An 18,525-nucleotide genomic window follows, 5' to 3' on the forward strand; every position below is an offset into this window, starting at 1 on the left:
CGTGCCATTATCGCTCAGAGGCAGGCTCACGGCGATTGCTTTTCTATTGGCGTTGGCCTTCGCCTGCCCGGCCACGGCGCCTGTCGCGAGTCAGTCCAAGGAGGCGCTTGCCTTTGCCGTCATTGGGGATTCAGGTACAGGGCAAGCGCCTCAATATGAAGTCGCCCGGCAGATGAAAGCCTACCGCGAGAAGGTGCGCTTCGATTTTGTGTTGATGCTCGGCGATAACATCTATCCGCACGGCGAGGCCGCTTTATTCAAGCCGCGTTTTGAAGACCCGTACAAAGACTTACTGAAAGAGGGCGTGAGGTTTTATGCCTCGCTCGGCAACCATGACCTTGAGCGCGGCACCGAGGCCGCGCTCCATTACGATAAGTTCAGCATGGAGGGCCATCGCTACTATATGTTCAGTAAAGCGCAGGGCCTGATCGACTTTTTCGCGCTCGATTCAAGCGTGATGACCATAGAGCAACGCACCTGGCTTGAAGCTGCGTTAAAAGCATCAAAGGCGCGATGGAAGGTGGCTTTCTTTCATCACCCGATATACTGTTCGGCGCGCAAGCACGGCTCTGATCTCAATCTCCGCAAACATCTAGAGCCGTTGTTCGTCCGCTACAAAGTGGACGCCGCTTTTGCGGGGCACGATCATGTCTACGAACGCATGAAGCCGCAGAAGGGTATCTATTATTTTACCGAAGGCGCGAGCGGCCAGTTGCGCAAGGGCAACATCGACCGCCGCAGCGAAGTGTTCGAGGCTGGCAACGATACCGTCAACTCGTTTCTGGTTGTACAAGTTGACGCATCGAAGATGAAGGTTGAGGCGGTTGGTTCTAACGGCGCGATTCTCGACCAGGTCGTCATCAACAAAGGCAGATAGGGGCCTAAGTTGGATTCTGTGTAAGTGAGTTTGCGGGTGCACCCATCGGCACGGCTATGTGCAGCCGTTTGTGTAAATGGCCGTGGGTTAATCAAGCGGCATTCTCCCCTCGAACATGATCGCGAACCGGTTCAGGGCCGATGCCTAATCTCTTATAGGCAGATTCCACTTCGCGCTTATGTTGCGCAACTCTAGGTGGACCAGTTTGGGTTGAGCCTGCCCGTTGGCAGATGCGTGACGCAGCGTTACTGGCGCAGACCGGCGCCATGCTAGTGCGTCAGGCCACAGGACCAGCTACCAGCCACATGAAGTATTCGGCGCTAAGGGCAAAAAGGTGACACGTCGCGCGACCTGTTTCCAATCGGGCGTTTCATCGCCAGGATGTGCCTCGCAAGATACTGCCCGGCATGAACGGTGATGCAGCAGCAGCAAAACCGCAGCAGCGGCAGCAGCAAGAAGAGGCCAAGGACGGGACAAAGCGTTAGATTTTGCGGCCCCACTGAATAGGAGCGTTATGCCGCAGCAGTCGCCCTTTTGTCATAGCACTTTTCTCACCACCTCATGCACCTGAGCAAGATTGAAAGGTTTTCCAATGAAATCACTTGCTCCGTTCTGCATGGCCTTCTCAACTGTCTGTTCATCCGTTTTGCCTGACAGGACAATCACCGCCATATCAGGCGCGACCAAACGGACGAACGGCAGGAGCGCCAAGCCCGACCCGTCAGGCAGTTCGTCGTCAAGTAGCATCAACTCGAACGGGCCAGCCTTCAACCTGTCTATTACATCCTTCACACTAAAGGCTGCTGTGCATTTGTAATCAATGCTGAGTAGAACATCGAGAAGACGGGCCAGGGCTGGTTCGTCTTCCACGATGAGGATAGATGGTGCAGACATGTTCATTTGATAACCTTTACACTTTCCAGTTCAAGATATAAATCAAAGTAGTATGTATCATAAAATGGACTAAATGGCAGGTCAACAGTATTGGCCGTCCCATTGCTTTGTAAAAAATAGGGGAACAGGCGGCAGGCGGACAACGAGCAGCGAAGTACAATGAGAAAGACCGGCAAGCGTTAACGCGATGTGCCGATGCCTGTGCCGTCGCTCCCAGTCGCTTACGGGCAGAGAGACATTCTGTAGGCGCGTCGCCTGGGTGGTCGCAACGCGGGGAAGTGGCGTCGCTAACGCTTGCCGCCGCAGCGCTTGCAGCAGCCATGCGACGTGTAGCCCGACCCTTTGCAGGCCGCGCAGTCTTCGGGCAAGTAATCCGCAAGAAGAGCCATAAGGATTCAGGCGTTGAGCAGTTTCGCCATCGTCATTAGTAGAGCATCAAGGTACGGCTTCAAGACGAACGCCTGCGCCCCGGCCCGCAGCCCTTCTTCGAGATCCTCCGACGTTGACGTACCGGAGTAGATGATGAGCGGGGTCTCGGCATCGAAGCTTCGTATCGCTCTACACAACTCGACGCCCGTACCGTCAGGAAAGTGGTTGTCAATGACGTAGAGACCAAACCGCTCTCCCTTAGCAACTTCTAAGGCGGGGTCTATCTTACAGGAGGCTGGATAATCCTGGGAGTCTCTTTGTTCCCGACTGCTTTGATCAGACACTTGAGTTATATAGTCCAATTCTTACAGGAACAGTTTTATGCAGCTTGTTGCGTGGTTATTCACTTCCCCTGTTTGACAACATCTGATGTACTATCGTTAAATTCCTCTTGAATGATGTTTCGTGAAGAGGGCGGTCTGTGAAACAGCGCGGCAACTTCACAAATAAGAAGAGCAGACGGGCGCGCCTCTCTGCGCTCGTCTTCCTTTGCCTGATGATGCACGCGCTGTTTGTCTGTTTGACGCATCATCACAGCACGCCACGCCTTTCGTCTTCCATCATCGTCACGACAAGCGACAGCGATTCGCAAACCAAAAATGATGCCGGCAGCGATGCCAGTTGTTTATCCTGCCGCTTGCAGCGCAACTTCGTTCCTTACCCGCACCCGGCGGCCACCACGCTTGAACTTGTTCCACAAACCATCGCTTGCCAGACGCTGCGTGTTGAACCGCTCTCGCAACGATTGATCACGTCTCTCTTCGGTCGCGCTCCACCACTGGTTTAACTTCTGATCAGACCACCCGTCTTTTTGAGGCCATTGCGCAAGTCTTCCGCATGTCCTCAAAAGCCCTGCCTGCGTATCCGCTTCCAGTGGAGCGGCGCGTAGGCATTCGGCAACTGCATAAATGATCCAAGGACGCTTTCTGGTCGCAGGGCTGGCTAGGCGACTATTGGATATTCATTCTGCTGATCGATAAGGAGAGATGCACATGCTAGCTTTACATACATTCATTACTGGCTCGGTGGCGTCATCATGGGCTCTGGCCTGCCGGGTTTTCTCACGGGTTGACTTGAAAAGGGGGGCAGCAATAGCCGTCCTCTTCATTTTTGTGGCGAGTGCAATGGACGGGCTGCCGGCATTGGCGCAATCCTTGACCGCAGGAACTGTTGAAGGTACGGTGACAGACCCCAACGGCGCCGTCATCCCCGGAGCCACCGTGACACTCGAAAACGCGCAGACGGGTTACAACCGCAAAGCGACGACAGATGATGCAGGAGCATTCCGCTTCATTAATGTTCCGCCAAACAAGTATAGCCTGAGCGTTTCGGCGAGTGGTTTCAACTCGGCGCAACAGGCGCTGGATGTGCGCTCATCGGTTCCGCTGAGCTTGAAGATTCCGCTTGCCGTAGGCGGCACCGAAGCAAGTGTTGAAATCACGGGTGGCGAAATTCTCATCGAAAATGTTCCGTCAGCGCACACCGACATTGACCAGTCGCGGATTAACCGAATGCCCATCAGGAGTCCGGGGTCGGGATTAAGTGATGTGGTGACGGCGGCGGCGCCGGGCGTCGCGGCCGACTCCAACGGCGCGCCCCACCCGCTCGGCGATCACTTTGAATCTTCCATCTCGCTCGATAACCAGCCCATCTCCGACCAGCAGAGCAAGGCGTTTTCGACGCAGATACCGGTCAATGCCATTCAATCGCTGGAAGTCATCACCGGCTCAGTGCCCGCCGAGTTCGGCGACAAGACGAGCATGGTGATTAATGCCATCACTAAGTCAGGCCTCGGACTGCACAAGCCGACCGGCAGTCTTTCGGCGCTCTACGGCACGTTTGGCACGACACAGGAAGAAGCCACCTTCGGCTTCGGTGGCGCGAAGGCAGGCAATTTCACGGCCTTCAACTTCGAGCGCTCCGGGCGCTTTCTCGACGCGCCGGAGTTCACCCCTCTGCACGATAAGGGAAGAACCGCCGGCCTTTTTGACCGGCTCGATTACAATCCCACCTCGCAGGATGCGTTGCACCTGAACCTCTATTTCGTGCGCAACTTCTTTCAGGTGCCGAACACCTTCGATCAAGAGGCCCTCGGTCAAGACCAGCGGCAGTTGGTGCACACCATCAACCTTGCCCTTGGATATGTGCACACGTTTAACCAGTCAACCCTGCTGACCATCAATCCGTATTACCGGCTCGATGTCGTCAAGTACCTTCCCAGCGCCGATCCCTTCTCTGATGAGACCCAGACCATCAACCAGCAGCGCCGGCTCAACAATGTCGGCGTCAAGGCCGATGTTGCCTACAACCAGGGCATTCACAACGCGAAAGTTGGCGTCCAGTTGCAGCACACCCTGCTGACGGAGAACTTTCAATTCGGCATCACCGACCCGGCCTTCAATGACCCGGCGAGTCCAGATTTCCTGCCGGGCCTTGCGCCATTCGATCTGACGCGCGGCGGCAGTCTGTTCACGTTTCATGGACACGCCGACATCAAGCAGGAGGCAGTCTACGCGCAAGACCTGATCACCTTGCACAGCCTGGCGCTCAATCTCGGCTTGCGCTATGACAACTACGACGGCATCAGCCACGGCAGCCTGTTGCAGCCGAGAGTCGGCGTATCGTATAGCATCAAGCCCACGAATACGGTGCTGCGCGCCTCCTACACGCGCAACTTCGAGACGCCTTATAACGAAAACTTGGTGCTGTCGAGCGTGACCGGCGCAGGCGGTCTGGCAGATGGTATACTCGGCGAAGCGACGGCACAGCCGCTGAAACCCGGCAGGCGCAATCAGTTCAATGTCGGCATCCAGCAGGGCATCGGGCGCTTCATTATCGTAGACGGGGATTACTTCTGGAAGTACACCCGCAACGCCTACGACTTCAATGTCATTTTGAATACGCCGATTGCATTCCCGATTTCCTGGGACAAATCGAAGATTGACGGCGTAGCAGTGCGCGTGACGCTGGCCAACTACAAGGGGCTGTCGGCCTATTTCACCGCCGGGCACACGCGGGCGCGCTACTTCCCGCCAGAGAGCGGCGGCCTGTTCTTCAACTCAGACCTACCAGCCGGGGTCTTCCGCATCGACCACGATCAGGCGTTTCAAACGAACGCGCAGGTACAGTATCAGTTCAATCAGTTTAAGCAGTTACTGCCGTATGTGTCTTTCTCGTGGCGTTACGATAGCGGCTTGGTCGCCGGCTCGGTGCCAGACTTTGCCACGGCGCTGACATTGACACCGGATCAGCAGGCGCAGATCGGCCTGTTTTGCGGGAATGTTTTTGCTACGCCGACGCAAGGGCTAACCGATTGTACGGATGCACATCGAGGAGCAACGCGAGTGCGCATTCCAGCGGACGGCACCGAAGACGACGATCACAATCCGCCGCGGATCGCGCCACGTCACCTGTTTGATCTGAGTGTCGGCACCGATAACTTGCTACGCACCGAGCAGAAGCGTGTGACGTTGCGCCTGTCGGCGATCAACCTGACGAACAAAGAGGCGCTGTATAATTTCCTTTCGACCTTCAGCGGCACACACTTCGTCCCGCCGCGCAGCTTCCAGGCTCAGCTTGGCTTCACCTTCTGACTGCTGAACGCGAGTGTCCATCTCCGAACCATAACTTTATGCGGGTTCGGAGATGGACACTCGCAGAACTAACAGACTCAGTCTTCTATGACCGGCGAAGGATGGACGGAATCGGCGTTCTCAGGCCAGAAGCGTTATGAAGGATCAATCAGCTATTTTAGAGTATGCCAATCTGGACCGAACGACTATAAGGTCTGATTCAAGAGCTACGAATCTCGCAAGGTTGATTGCTATGGTGATGTAGGTGAAGTCTTTCGATTTCGCGTCAACATTCAACCAATTTCATTCTTATTATCAACACACTGCGGCACCACTACCTCTCTTTGAGTGCGACGGCAAGCCGGGAGCCAGTACGCTATAATACTACCCAGAACAACCGGAAGGGGCAATTTCATACCCACATTCTACAGGGCATGAACGTCAACACACGATTATCCCACCACTTTATCTTTCGCTTTCGTGCTTGTCTGCTTAGGTGGTCTGCCTGGCTTGCGATCTTCTACTAACTTCAAGTCTGACTCATTGATTACATACCCACGCCCCACCTGTTGGGCAGGTAACTTCTTAGCCCAGATCAACTGTTGGACTCTTGCAGGACTAATCCCCAGCTTCTTCGCTGCTTGTGACGTTGAAAGCAGTTTCATAGGCATTTTATACACCCAATAAAAACCTTTGTCAATCGAAAGAATTTTCTTGACAAACTATTTCGATATGCATATAGTTAATTGCGAGTTGATTACTTGAGCGCCAAAAGACGAAAGGCCAGAGGCGGCAACCTCTAGCCTTTTGAGTTGTCCACCCCTAACCGTGACGAAAGGAATAGACAATGCAAGAATACTCCTCTTCACCTACTGATCTCAAGAGCCTCATAGGTGAGCAAACCTATTCAGGTTATAACACACAGGCACAGACTCAAGAACTGTTAGAAGCTTCTGCCTCTATCGGAAATGAGCCTCTAATCTGCTACTTCTGTAAGCTTGAGGTTACTCAAGACCAGCCCATAAACCTCCATCATCCCATCTACCGCAGCAATGGCGGGACTCAAGTATCGCCAGCTCACGAGACATGCCATGTCGAGTACCACAGCAGGCAGGGCGATTTCAGAGAGTTTGGCAAGCGTAGCGCAGAGACCAGGGCATGGGCATTCAACCTCAAGAATGTTCGCAACCATCCTGCCTATGAGTTTGACCGGGCTTACTACCTGATGCTTTATGCGCGGTGAATGAGATGGGGATAGGTCAAGAGCCTATCCCATTTCACTTTATGGAGGAATTATGGACAATCAGACGAAATGGGTAGAGCTACTACAGCAAGCAGTCAGACAACCGGGATTGATTCTCAAAGCCTACAGCGCGTTTCATGGCTATAGCCTGGGGAATCAGGTAGCAGCAATGATTCAATGCCAGATTAGAGGTATAGAGCCAGGGCCAATCAATACCTATCCGGGATGGCAGAAGCTAGGGCGACAGGTGAAGAAAGGCCAAAAGGCGATATGGCTATGTATGCCTCTCACCAGAAAGATGAAAGATGAAAGCAGTGGAGAGGATCAAACGGTTATTACTACCTTTGTCTGGAAGCCACATTGGTTTGTCTTAGCTCAGACCGAGGGAGAGTCTGTGCCGATGCCTGAGATGCCAGCCTGGAATAAAGAGAAAGCCCTTGCCGCATTAAGCATCGAGGAAATCTCATTCACAGAAACCAATGGCAACGTGCAAGGCTATGCTCAGAAGAGCCAGGTGGCGGTCTCTCCTATGGCTGCAATGCCCCATAAAACGCTGTTTCACGAATTGGCCCACATCGAGCTAGGCCACACGGCAGAAGCCTCCTTCGCGGACTCAGAAATCACGCCCAGAAGCCTCCGAGAGACAGAGGCAGAAGCAGTGGCGATGCTTCTCTGTGAGTCCCTGAGCCTGCCGGGGACTAGGTTTTGTAGAGGGTACATCCAATCCTGGCTGAAGGGAGAGGTAATCCCTGAAAAGTCAGCGATGAAGATTTTCGGGGCTGCTGATCGAATCTTGAAGGCAGGGCAGCTATCTTAACAGGATTGTGATGGCTCACAGTCCAAACAATCAACGGAGAGGCAGGCCAAGACTTGCACCCTGAGTCCTGCCTCTCTCATCCACCACGAAGGGAGGACAATCCATGAATACCGATAATGACGAGCCAAAGCAAATCAATCTCACGCACAAAGAGGCCGCAGATTTGGCATTCCGAGCACAAGAGGGCGACCCCGACAGCCTAATCTTGCTCCTGGAAGGCATCAAAGAGAAAAAGGACCCGACGGATGCATTCGTATTGATTCAGTCAGCCATTGATGAAGTAATCCGGCTGGGCAGCTTCTACTCGGACCTGAAGGAAGATTATCTTCGCATTCTCATCAGGAAGTTCAGGCAAGAGTAAGCAAGCAATAAGAGGAAAGGGTATCTCCCCCAAAGACTAAGAATCAAAGATGAACCGGAATTCTTAAGCAGCCAGGGCCACCTTTGAATGGCCCTGGTTCTCTGTTTCTCGGATTATCTGCTTTACTCTTCTGGGAGATAAATAAAGCCGGCCTGCGTCAATATCTCATTGATTTCCATAGGTGGTTTCTCCTCAAGGTTGAGTAAAAAAACTAAACCAAAGATACTGATAGCAAGGGCAGTCCCTTCCGGCCAATCAAGATAAGATACTATGCTGATCTCTGGATTCGGTTGGCTATGTTTGCGGCACAGTACCTTATTCGGAGCATCCCCCTTACCCAAGATGAATGCCCTTGCCGCGTCAAATCTACTGTTACATGCATATTCTTGCCCTTTGTCAAACGCCGCCATTCCTAAAGAAATCTTATACAAAGCCCTTTGGAGTGCAGTATACTCGGCTGCCTTCTTTGATTCTAAATGGAAGCTGAATTTGAACCGGCCATCTTCTAGCTCTGTTTCTTCTGTGAAGGGATTTGCACCTTCCTTTGCAGTCCATTTAATGTGTCGCGGATGAGTTTTCTCGATAGTAACATCACCAAACTCAGTCTTGGGAAGCTTCCCCTTTTTGGTATAAGGGAGATAATATACTCGCAACATTCCAATGGGTGGGAATTCAACCAATGCTTGATCCAGTGGCGATAGCACATTGTTGTTACAGTTCTTGCAGACCATACCCTTTGGTAAGATTAATTCGTCATTGCCCAAAGACTCTGGGAATATATGCTCCTCGGTTGAAAAATCGCCGGATGTCGTCAAACAAAAAATACAGCGGTTTTCACCTTTAGGTGAAACATCAACAAGTACCTTATAGGTCTCAGTCTGTTCTATCTGATGAATAACCTTGAGAAGGTTTGTTGCCAAAACAAAAGCTTGCTCATTATAGGTATAGAAAGAATGCTCAAGTAATGGTCCCATGATTGGGACGCTAGTGATTTCTTTTAGTCGGTTTAAGAATTCCTCCTCCTCTGCAAAATAGTTGCCCTCGGCCACTAGCCGATAGATTTTTTCTGCGGTAAGAACTTCGTCGTTATAGTTGATAGGAATATATCCATTGTTCATTTCCGCAATGAACTTTTCAACTCCCTCAACAATCTCAGGAGCAATTTCTGCTGCAAATTTGTCACGCAAGAAACTCCATACATTTGCGTAGTAGATGGGTTCTAAAGGGTTTAAGAAAGGCCGCATTAAAACGACAAATCGTACAGTTTCGCTAGGATCAGGAGTTTCACATTTTGCTTCACCACTGGTCTGGTCAAACTTGACTTGAAACTGAAATGAACCTGTGCGGTACATCTTTGGGAGCAATCCCTTAACCCGATGATAATGTCGTTTGAATGATCTGATGAGCGGAATCATTTGTTACTTCCTTTCCGCTATTACTCAGCCTCTAATGTAGGATGGCCTGTAAACGCGCAGAATTGGCTTATGAAACAATCTTCGTTTTCAATGTGGCCCTCAATGTGGCCCATATAGCAAAGGCTACCATCAAGGTAGCCCTAAATCATTGTTTTTATGGAGCCAGCGAAGGGACTCGAACCCTTGACCTCCGGTTTACGAAACCGATGCTCTACCAACTGAGCTACGCTGGCAACCCTTTGTTTTATCTATAAATTAAAAGAGCCACTCACGCCGTTGCCATATCAGCTTGTGGCAGATTTGTGGCAGGGTTTGATTGTACCCTACTTTTAGCCGCCGCTTCAACCGCTCGACGCTTTCCTTCTTCTGTTCTATGAACATACCGCATTGTGGTGTGGCTGTCTATGTGACCCCTCACTTCTTTCACCGCGCTGATCGGTGTACCACCATCTATCGCCCTTGTGCCAAAAGTATCCGCCCCGTACAGTGAAAGTTGATGTCGGGGATACCAGCGTCACGCAACGCTTTCCGGCCCGGTATTCACGATTCCCTTCAAGAAGAAGGAATGGCTTGTCACCCGCGAGTCGGCAATAGCCAGTTCATCAGTCAAAGGCTCATCATCACGGACGTAACGCTCGTTCTTGGCGAAACCGGCGATCACATCCTTGCTTGCTCTCCCAACACTATCCCGCCTAAACAGTTTGACCATCGCCCAACCTTGATGCATAATTATGCATCTTATTCAAGAATATGCAGTATTGCCGCATATTCAATCAGAATTATGAAGACAACGCGGCAACAAAACATCCTGGAGATTATCGGCGCACGGCGCGTCGCCACACAGCAACAGTTGGCGCGCGAACTGCGGCGGCGCGGCATCGAGGCGACACAGTCAAGCATCTCGCGCGACATCGTCGAACTCGGGTTGACTAAGCTGCAAGGCCGCTACACCGCGCCGCAGGCGGCTATCGCCGGCAGCCCCGTAGTCGCTGTGGATACTGCCGGCGATAACTTGATCGTCATCAAGACGGTCATCGGCCAGGCGTCGGCGACGGCGCTCGCCATTGACCGCGCCGGCATCAGCGAAATCGTCGGCACGGTCGCCGGCGACGATACGCTGATGGTCGCTGTCAAAGACCTGGACGCGCAGCGCGCCGCGATCAAGCAGATCACCCGGCTGTTCGCGCCGGTCACCGTCGAAGCCGCCGCGCCGCGCCGACAGCCTTTAAGGTCAACGCCGCAGAGCAACGGCGCGCGCCGCCGGTCGGCGCGCAGCAGCGCACGTCCGCGCTGATCATCGCCTGCAATTATTCAATAAGGAGTCATCAAATGACGAAAGAGAAGATTGATAAAGTCGTGCTCGCTTATTCCGGCGGCCTGGATACGTCGGTCATCCTGCGCTGGCTCAAAGAAACCTATGGCTGCGAGGTCATCTGCTTTGCCGCCGACGTCGGGCAGGCCGAAGAGTTGGGCGGGCTTGAAGAGAAAGCCATGGCGACCGGCGCCGCAAAGCTCTACGTCGAGGACCTGCGCGAAGAGTTCGTGCGCGACTTTGTCTTCCCGGCGCTCAAAGCCAACGCCGTCTATGAAGGCGTTTATCTGATGGGCACCTCGCTCGCCCGTCCGCTGATTGCCAAAAAGCAGATCGAGATTGCTCGCCAGGAAGGGGCGCTCGCCGTCGCACACGGCGCGACCGGCAAGGGCAACGATCAGGTGCGCTTCGAGCTGACCTACTACGCGCTGGAACCGAACATCCGGGTGATCGCGCCGTGGCGCGAGTGGGGCTTCAAGTCGCGCTCGGACTTGATCGCTTACGCCGAGCGCCACGAGATTCCAGTGACCGCGACCAAAGAGAAGCCTTATTCGATGGATCGCAACTTGATGCACATCAGCTATGAAGGCGGCATCCTCGAAGACCCGTGGGCCGAGCCGCCTGACAATATCTTCATCCTGACGCGCTCGCCCGAAGAGGCGCCGGATAAGCCCGCGTATGTCGAGATCGAATTCGAAGCCGGCATTCCCGTGGCGGTTGACGGCGAGCAGCTGTCGCCGGCGAATTTGCTCGACCGCGTCAACAAGATCGGCGGCGAGCATGGCATCGGGCGCATCGATCTGGTCGAGAATCGCTTCGTCGGCATGAAGTCGCGCGGCGTCTATGAGACGCCCGGCGTCACCATCCTGCAAGCCGCGCATCGCGCCGTCGAGTCGCTGACACTGGACCGCGAAGTCGCGCACATCAAGGACTCGCTCAACACGCGCATCGCCGAGATGATCTACTATGGCTTCTGGTACACGCCGGAGTTTGAAGTCATCCGCGCGATGATTGACGAAACGCAAAAGAATGTCACCGGCACGGCGCGGCTGAAGCTCTACAAAGGCAACTGCATGGTAACGGGCCGGCGCTCGCCGCTGTCGCTCTACTCCGAAGCCTTTGCCACCTTCGAGCGCGACACCGTCTATAACCAGCGCGACGCCGAGGGCTTCATCAAGCTCAACGCCTTGCGCCTAAGAATGCGGAAGCTGGCGGCACACGAGAAGTAGCGCGAGCCGGCAGCCTGCGTAATCATTCCGACCGAGTGCGATACCGGCGCAAGCTGCCGGCTCGCGCTACACAGGGGGCAGACCGATGAGCAGTCAGCAGACTATAGCCAGGACGGCCGCGGTGATAGACGCGCCCGACACCGACGTGCGATTGGTGCGGGTTGACAAGATCGCTTCGTCAACCGTCAACCTCAATCTGCCGCACGAGCTGGAGATTACGACGCGCTGCGAAGCGCGCGCCGGTAACGTCGTCGTCGTCCGCACGCTCACGGACAACGCGACGTACAACACGCTTGAGTTGGTGACGGGCCGCATGGCGAAGATCAACCCCGGCGACATCATTGCCGGCGTGCTCGGTTACCGGCGGGCGCTGAAAGGCTTCGTCGGCGACGTGCCGGAGAGCCTCAAGGCCGGCGACCGTCTGCACCTGCTCAACCTCGGCGGCCTGGTCGGCCAGTGCCTCGGCCATCATCACAGTCTCAACAACGCCATTGAGGTCGAAGTCATCGGCATGCCGTTAAGTGAAGGTCGCATTCTCAATATCAGCGAAGGCGCGGTTGCGTCACGCGCTCGGCTTACAACGACGACGCCGCTGGTGTTGGTCGCCGGCACTTGCATGAATTCGGGCAAGACCTACGCCGTGACCGAGATCATCAAGCACCTGACGCGCGCCGGCCTGCGGGTCGCGGCGGCCAAGCTGTCGGGCGTCGCCTGCCTGCGCGACACGCTCAACATGCAGGATCACGGCGCGGTCAAGACCTTGAGCTTTCTTGATTGCGGCTTGCCCTCAACCGTAGGCGTCAACGATCTGGCGCCGATGGCCAAGGGCGTGATTGAAGAGCTGGCGCAGGTCGAGCCCGACTGCGCGGTGATCGAGCTGGGCGACGGCTTGCTCGGCGGCTATTCGGTCGAAACGATTTTCAATGACGCCGAGTTGATGCGAGCGACGGCGGCGCTGGTCTTTTGCGCTTCGGACTTCGTCGGCGCGTGGGGCGGGCGCGAGCTGCTGGCGGCGCACGGCGTCAAGATTGACGTGATGAGCGGCCCGGTCACCGATTCACAGATGGGCGCCGATTATGTGCGCGAGCATCTCGGCGTCGCCGCCGCCAACGCCGTCAATCACGGCGAGCAACTGGCGAGTTTGGTCAAAGAAAAAGTCGAGCAGTGGGCAGTTGGGGTGAAGCAATGATCAAAGTCGGCATCCTCGGCGGGTCAGGTTATGGCGGCAGCGAATTGCTGCGCCTTCTGCTGTTCCACCCGCGGGTCGAGATCAAGCTGGTGACGGCGAACGAGCACGCCGGCAAGCGCGTTGATGCGGTGCATCCGAATCTCGCGCGGCTGACCGATTTGCAGTTCACCGCAGTGCCCGATGCCGCTGAGCTTGGCGAGCTTGATTGTCTCTTTCTCGCCTTGCCGCACGGGCAGGCGATGGGGATCGTGCCAGGGCTGCCGCGAACCGTTAAATGCATTGACCTGTCGGGCGATTTTCGTCTGAGCGACGCCGCGGTGTTCAAACAGTTCTACGGCTTCGAGCAGACGCAGATGGCGGCGCAGCGCGATTTCGTCTACGGCCTGACGGAAGTCAACCGCGCGCAGATCAAAGAGGCAACGCGCATCGCCAATCCCGGCTGCTTTGCGACGGCGCTGGCGCTCGGGCTTTATCCGTTCGTCGCTTCGGGCGCGATTAGCGGCAAGATCATCGCCGACCTGAAGACCGGCTCATCCGGCTCGGGCGCTAAGCCCGCGGCCAATACGCATCACCCGAAGCGCGCCAATAGTTTTTACGCTTACAAAACCTTCGCGCACCAGCACCAGCCCGAAGTCGAGCAACTGCTCGCCGCCGTCAGCCCGCGATGGCAAGACACGAGCCGACTGGTCTTGCAGACTCATTCGCTGCCGGCGGTGCGCGGCATCTTCGCCTCGCTCTACCTGACGACCAATCAAGCGACGAGTCATGAGCAGGTCGGTGAATTGCTACGAAGTTTCTATGGCGATGAATTTTTCATTCGCCCGGTCAACGGCTCGCCGGACATCAACTGGGTGAAGGGCACGAACTTCGTTGACATCGGCTATGCCACGCAGGACGACACGGTGATCGTCTTTGTGGCCCTGGACAATCTCGTCAAAGGCGCGGCGGGCCAGGCCGTGCAAAACATGAATCTGATGTTCGGCATCCCTGAGCGAACCGGGCTGATACTGGCAGGCACGAACCCTTAATGCCCGCGACGGCCAATTCATTTGCAGAGGAGAATCAAGTGAGCACGCAACCGCAGACGGAAAGCATCATTGACGTTGAAGAGCAGTACCAGGTCGCAACTTATAAGAAGTTCCCTTTCGTCGTCGAGCGCGGCGAAGACGTTTGGGTCTACACCAGCGCGGGCGAGCGTTACCTCGACCTCTACGGCGGCCACGCGGTGGTGTCAACCGGGCATTCACACCCGCGCATCGTCCGCGCCATCAGCGAGCAGGCCGGGCGCTTGATCTTTTATTCGAACCTCGTCTATAACGACACGCGGGCGCGGGCGGCACGCAAGCTGGTTGACATCGCCCACCCGCTGCACCGCAAAGCGTTCTTCTGCAACTCGGGCACAGAGGCCAACGAGAACGCGTTGAAGATTGCCCGCAAGCTTACGGGTCGCGACAAAGTGGTCTCTTTCGACGGCAGCTTCCACGGGCGCACGCCGGGGTCGCTGGCGGCTACTGGCTTACCCAAATACCGCGAAGGCATTTCGCCGATGCTTGCCGGCCACGCCTATGCGCCGTTTGACGACGTTGCCGCCATCGAGAGCCTGATCGACGAGCAGACGGCGGCAGTGATCCTTGAGCCGATTCAGAGCATGGGCGGCGCGCGCATGGGCTCGCCGGAGTTCTATCGGGCGTTGCGCGAGCTGTGCGACCGCGCCGAAGCCATGTTGATTTATGACGAAGTGCAGACTGGCATGGGACGCACCGGCGAATACTTTTTCGCGGGCCGCTATGAAGTCGTGCCTGACATGGTGACGCTCGCCAAAGGCATCGCCAGCGGCGTGCCGATGGGCGCGGTGCTGATGACCGAAGAGATCGCCGGCGAGATCAAGCTCAGTGATCTGGGCACGACCTTTGGCGGCGGCCCGCTGGCCTGCGCGGCGCTCGAAGCGACGATTGACGTCATCGGCGACGAACACCTTCTCGACAACGTGCGCGCCAACTCCCAGTATCTTTACGCGGAGCTCGGCAAGCTGCCTCAGGTCGCCGAGCTGCGTGGTCTGGGCTATCTGGTCGGCATTAAATTCAAGAGCGAGAGCGCCCGGCCTTATCAACAAGCCCTGCTCGCCCGCAAGATCATCACCGGCCTTGCCGACGACCCGAGCGTGCTAAGACTGTTGCCGCCGCTGACGCTCAGGCGCGCCGAGATCGATCTGTTCTTGAGCGAGCTGGCAACCATGCAGTTTTGAATTTGAGAGTTGAAATGCAATTGAAGGGAAGAGACTTTCTCAGCACCGCAGACTTCAGCGGCGACGAGCTGACGGCGCTCATTGACCTCGCGGCGCGCGTCAAGGCGGGCGAGTATCGCGAGCGCCCGCTTGCCGGTCGCAGCGTCGCGATGGTTTTTTTCAACCCGTCCCTGCGCACCCGCGCCTCGATGGAGATTGCCGTGTATGACCTCGGCGGCAATGCGGTGACGCTCGATGTGGGCCGTGGCATGTGGAGCCTGGAATATCGCGACCGCATCGTGATGGACGGCGACAAGACCGAACACATCAAAGAAGCGGCGCGCGTGTTGTCGCGTTACGTTGCGGCCATCGGCGTGCGCGCCTTCCCGGAGATGAAAGATTACGCCGCGGAAATCATTGACCCGGTGGTGCGCGGCTTTGCTGAATACAGTGACGTGCCGGTGGTCAATCTTGAATCGTCGCGCCATCATCCGTTTCAGGCGCTGGCCGACGCGATGACGATGCGCGAAAAGCTCGGCGGCTTTGGCCCGCATCGCGTCGTCTTGTCGTGGGCCTATCACCCAAAGCCGCTGCCGATGGCGGTGCCCAATTCGTTCGCGCTGATTAGCGCGCAGATGGGTCTTGACCTGACCATCGCTTGCCCGCCGGAATATGATCTGGGCGATGAAGTGATGCAGGAGATCGAGAGCGCTGCGCGCACGAGCGGCGGGCGGGTGACGATTGCCCGCGACCAGCGCGAAGCCTGCGCCGGTGCCCGAATCATCTACGCGAAGAGCTGGGGCGCGAAACAGTTCTACGGTCGCATGGAAGAAGACCTTGCTCTGCGCCAGCAGTACAAAGGCTGGCGCATCGATGAAGAGGTGATGCGCTCGACCGCCGACGGCTGGTTTATGCACTGCCTGCCGGTGCGCCGTAACGTCGTCGTCACCGACGGCGTGCTCGACGGGCCGCAGTGCGCCGCCATTGACGAAGCCGAAAACCGCCTGCACGTGCAGAAAGCCGTGCTGGCATCAATCCTGTAGAAGTCAGGAGTCAGGAGTCAGAAGACAGAATGAATAAGGAAGTCGGCTTCGCCTCCATTTTTATTCTGACTCCTGACTCCTGACTCCTGACTCCTGATTCTTATGCTTCAAGAACGCTTAGACCTGCTGCGCGAGGCGCTGCCTTACATTCAGCGCTTCAAGAACAAGACCTTCGTCGTCAAGCTATCGGGCAAGGTCACCGAAGACCAGGAGCGGCTCAACTCGCTGGCCGAAGAGATCACGTTGCTAAATCAGGTCGGCATCCCTGTGGCGGTGATTCACGGCGGCGGCAAGCAGTTGACGACGATTGCCGAGCGCCTCGGCATCGCTCAGCGCATGGTCAATGGCCGGCGCGTCACCGACGCCGACACCCTCGAAGTGGCGAAGATGGTCTTCGCCGGCCAGATCAACATGGACATCATCTCTGCGCTGCGGCGCGCAGGGGCCGACACGGTCGGGCTGTCGGGTGTTGACGGCGACATCATCCAGGCGCGGCGGCGCGAGATTCAAAATGTGCTCAACCAGGAGACCGGCGAAGTCGAGATGGTAGATTTCGGTCACGTCGGCGACATCGTCGAGATCAACGTCCGCTTGCTGCGCCTGCTGCTCGACAACGGTTACGTGCCGGTTATCTCGTCGCTCGGCGCCGACGAACAAGGTAACGTCTACAACATCAATGCCGACACGATTGCCGCCGAGATTGCCGCGCACCTCGAAGCCGAGAAGCTCATCCTGCTCACCGATGTCGATGGCATCCTGCGCGACCGCAACGATCCGTCATCGCGGATTTCGCGGCTGACCGTGGACGAGGCCGAAACGCTGGTCAAAGATAAGACGGTTTCCGCCGGCATGCTGCCGAAGATCGCGGCGATTGCTCGACTGATTCGCCGCGGCGTGCGCAGCGCTCACATCATCAACGGCAACCGCCGCAACGCCCTGCTCTACGAAGTCTTCACCGACGAAGGCGCCGGCACGATGATCACCTCATAGCGTGATTCAGCAACGGAGCTGGAGATGACAAGAAATCAAGGCGAGCATCTATCCGCATTAGTCTCCGCGGCAAGCGCCATTACGGATCAGACCCTGGCGGCCTTTGGCGATTTGACGGCCCCGCAGCTTAACTGGAAGCCGAGCGCAGAGCGGTGGAGCGTCGCCCAGTGCTTCGACCATCTGGTGACGGCCAACGTCGCCTATTTCCCGATCTTCGAGCAGGTCCTCGGTGGGGAGAAAAAGACGACGCTCTGGGAGCGCCTGCCCTGGCTTCCCGCCGTTTGGGGGAAACTGCTCATCAAGGCCGTCGCCCCTGAATCCCAACGTAGGCTGAAAGCCCCGAAGATTTTTCGCCCATCAAGCAGCACGGTTGATGAGGCGATCATCCGCCGATTCGTCGAACAACAGGATCAGGTGATCAAGTACATGAAAGCCACCGAAGGTTTGGATTTAGAGAGAATCAAAATCCCCTCCCCGGTCACAGGCTTCATCACCTATAGTCTGCTCGATGCTTACCGAATCATCATCAACCACGAGAGAAGACACCTGCTTCAGGCCACGCGGGTGTCTGAGGCGGAGGGCTTTCCGAAAGGAGTCCGTTGACGGCGAAAGCAGAACGCTTCGCGGCGCGGAAGACCTGGTGACTCGGAAACTCGCCTAACGCCTGGCATCAGCGGGGCCGCGTGTGACACGGATGGAGCGGTGAGAAACTCGCTTCGCGGCCTCCGTTGCAGGCGTTTGTTAGGCGGGCGTTGCTTAAGCCTGCTCGGATCAACCTTGTTCATTTTGATCGTTAGGAATGCGCCGCCTCTCGCGTAATTCTCGATATGCTTCTCTTATTAATTCGTTCAATTGATCGAGCCCAACCCTCAGGGCCGACAGCTCCACAGGTATGCGAATTAAGATTGATTGCGCGAGGTTGCCCTCGCG

General features: G+C 56.1%; 18 protein-coding genes and 1 tRNA gene. 14 read left to right on the plus strand and 5 right to left on the minus strand.

Annotated elements, in window-relative coordinates; genetic code table 11:
- Position 1 precedes the first annotated feature (1 nt).
- Complete coding sequence (locus VJ464_13840) at positions 2–877, plus strand: metallophosphoesterase (GenBank protein ID HKQ06212.1); 876 nt, start codon at positions 2–4, stop codon at positions 875–877.
- Positions 878–1,414: 537 nt separating this feature from the next.
- On the opposite strand, the gene VJ464_13845 is transcribed toward VJ464_13840, so the two are convergent.
- Positions 1,415–1,777, minus strand: coding sequence for a response regulator (locus tag VJ464_13845; protein HKQ06213.1), 363 nt, complete (start codon positions 1,775–1,777; stop codon positions 1,415–1,417).
- Between the two features lie 389 nt (positions 1,778–2,166).
- Positions 2,167–2,484: a response regulator gene (locus VJ464_13850; protein HKQ06214.1), complete on the minus strand. Its 318-nt coding sequence runs from the start codon at positions 2,482–2,484 to the stop codon at positions 2,167–2,169.
- A 137-nt stretch (positions 2,485–2,621) separates the two neighbouring features.
- Here VJ464_13850 and VJ464_13855 point away from each other — a divergent pair, with 137 nt between their 5' ends.
- The 5 genes from VJ464_13855 to VJ464_13875 all read left to right on the plus strand — a co-directional run bounded on the left by VJ464_13855 (position 2,622) and on the right by VJ464_13875 (position 8,193).
- Positions 2,622–2,987 (plus strand): hypothetical protein, encoded by a 366-nt coding sequence (locus VJ464_13855; GenBank protein HKQ06215.1) that lies wholly within the window; start codon positions 2,622–2,624, stop codon positions 2,985–2,987.
- Positions 2,988–3,324: 337 nt separating this feature from the next.
- The gene (locus tag VJ464_13860; protein ID HKQ06216.1) at positions 3,325–5,793 is read left to right on the plus strand and encodes a TonB-dependent receptor; all 2,469 of its coding nucleotides are present in this window, start codon (positions 3,325–3,327) and stop codon (positions 5,791–5,793) included.
- Between the two features lie 826 nt (positions 5,794–6,619).
- Positions 6,620–7,015, plus strand: coding sequence for a hypothetical protein (locus VJ464_13865; GenBank protein HKQ06217.1), 396 nt, complete (start codon positions 6,620–6,622; stop codon positions 7,013–7,015).
- Between the two features lie 52 nt (positions 7,016–7,067).
- The gene (locus tag VJ464_13870) at positions 7,068–7,832 is read left to right on the plus strand and encodes an ArdC-like ssDNA-binding domain-containing protein (GenBank protein HKQ06218.1); all 765 of its coding nucleotides are present in this window, start codon (positions 7,068–7,070) and stop codon (positions 7,830–7,832) included.
- 103 nt (positions 7,833–7,935) lie between these two features.
- Positions 7,936–8,193 carry a hypothetical protein gene (locus VJ464_13875; protein HKQ06219.1) on the plus strand — a complete coding sequence of 86 codons (258 nt, stop codon included), beginning with the start codon at positions 7,936–7,938 and terminating at the stop codon, positions 8,191–8,193.
- A gap of 122 nt (positions 8,194–8,315) precedes the next feature.
- On the opposite strand, the gene VJ464_13880 is transcribed toward VJ464_13875, so the two are convergent.
- The 3 genes from VJ464_13880 to VJ464_13890 all read right to left on the minus strand — a co-directional run bounded on the left by VJ464_13880 (position 8,316) and on the right by VJ464_13890 (position 10,317).
- Positions 8,316–9,608 carry an HNH endonuclease gene (locus VJ464_13880; GenBank protein HKQ06220.1) on the minus strand — a complete coding sequence of 431 codons (1,293 nt, stop codon included), beginning with the start codon at positions 9,606–9,608 and terminating at the stop codon, positions 8,316–8,318.
- Positions 9,609–9,765: 157 nt separating this feature from the next.
- Positions 9,766–9,841, minus strand: a tRNA-Thr gene (locus VJ464_13885).
- A 281-nt stretch (positions 9,842–10,122) separates the two neighbouring features.
- Entirely contained in the window at positions 10,123–10,317 is a 195-nt protein-coding gene (locus VJ464_13890) for a hypothetical protein (protein ID HKQ06221.1), read from the minus strand.
- A 72-nt stretch (positions 10,318–10,389) separates the two neighbouring features.
- Here VJ464_13890 and VJ464_13895 point away from each other — a divergent pair, with 72 nt between their 5' ends.
- The 8 genes from VJ464_13895 to VJ464_13930 all read left to right on the plus strand — a co-directional run bounded on the left by VJ464_13895 (position 10,390) and on the right by VJ464_13930 (position 18,198).
- Positions 10,390–10,902: an arginine repressor gene (locus VJ464_13895; protein HKQ06222.1), complete on the plus strand. Its 513-nt coding sequence runs from the start codon at positions 10,390–10,392 to the stop codon at positions 10,900–10,902.
- 35 nt (positions 10,903–10,937) lie between these two features.
- Positions 10,938–12,149 (plus strand): argininosuccinate synthase, encoded by a 1,212-nt coding sequence (locus tag VJ464_13900; protein ID HKQ06223.1) that lies wholly within the window; start codon positions 10,938–10,940, stop codon positions 12,147–12,149.
- A gap of 85 nt (positions 12,150–12,234) precedes the next feature.
- Positions 12,235–13,338 (plus strand): hypothetical protein, encoded by a 1,104-nt coding sequence (locus VJ464_13905; protein ID HKQ06224.1) that lies wholly within the window; start codon positions 12,235–12,237, stop codon positions 13,336–13,338.
- Complete coding sequence (gene argC, locus VJ464_13910) at positions 13,335–14,366, plus strand: N-acetyl-gamma-glutamyl-phosphate reductase (GenBank protein HKQ06225.1); 1,032 nt, start codon at positions 13,335–13,337, stop codon at positions 14,364–14,366. Before VJ464_13905 ends, argC begins: the two co-directional genes overlap by 4 nt.
- 38 nt (positions 14,367–14,404) lie before the next feature.
- A complete protein-coding gene (locus VJ464_13915) occupies positions 14,405–15,583 on the plus strand; it encodes an aminotransferase class III-fold pyridoxal phosphate-dependent enzyme (GenBank protein HKQ06226.1) in 1,179 nt (392 codons plus the stop codon).
- Between the two features lie 14 nt (positions 15,584–15,597).
- Positions 15,598–16,605 carry an N-acetylornithine carbamoyltransferase gene (locus VJ464_13920; GenBank protein HKQ06227.1) on the plus strand — a complete coding sequence of 336 codons (1,008 nt, stop codon included), beginning with the start codon at positions 15,598–15,600 and terminating at the stop codon, positions 16,603–16,605.
- Between the two features lie 102 nt (positions 16,606–16,707).
- Entirely contained in the window at positions 16,708–17,595 is an 888-nt protein-coding gene (gene argB / locus VJ464_13925) for an acetylglutamate kinase (GenBank protein ID HKQ06228.1), read from the plus strand.
- A gap of 24 nt (positions 17,596–17,619) precedes the next feature.
- Entirely contained in the window at positions 17,620–18,198 is a 579-nt protein-coding gene (locus tag VJ464_13930; protein HKQ06229.1) for a DinB family protein, read from the plus strand.
- Positions 18,199–18,525: the final 327 nt, after the last annotated feature.

The sequence above is a fragment of the Blastocatellia bacterium genome (assembly GCA_035275065.1).
Taxonomy (GTDB): domain Bacteria; phylum Acidobacteriota; class Blastocatellia; order UBA7656; family UBA7656; genus DATENM01.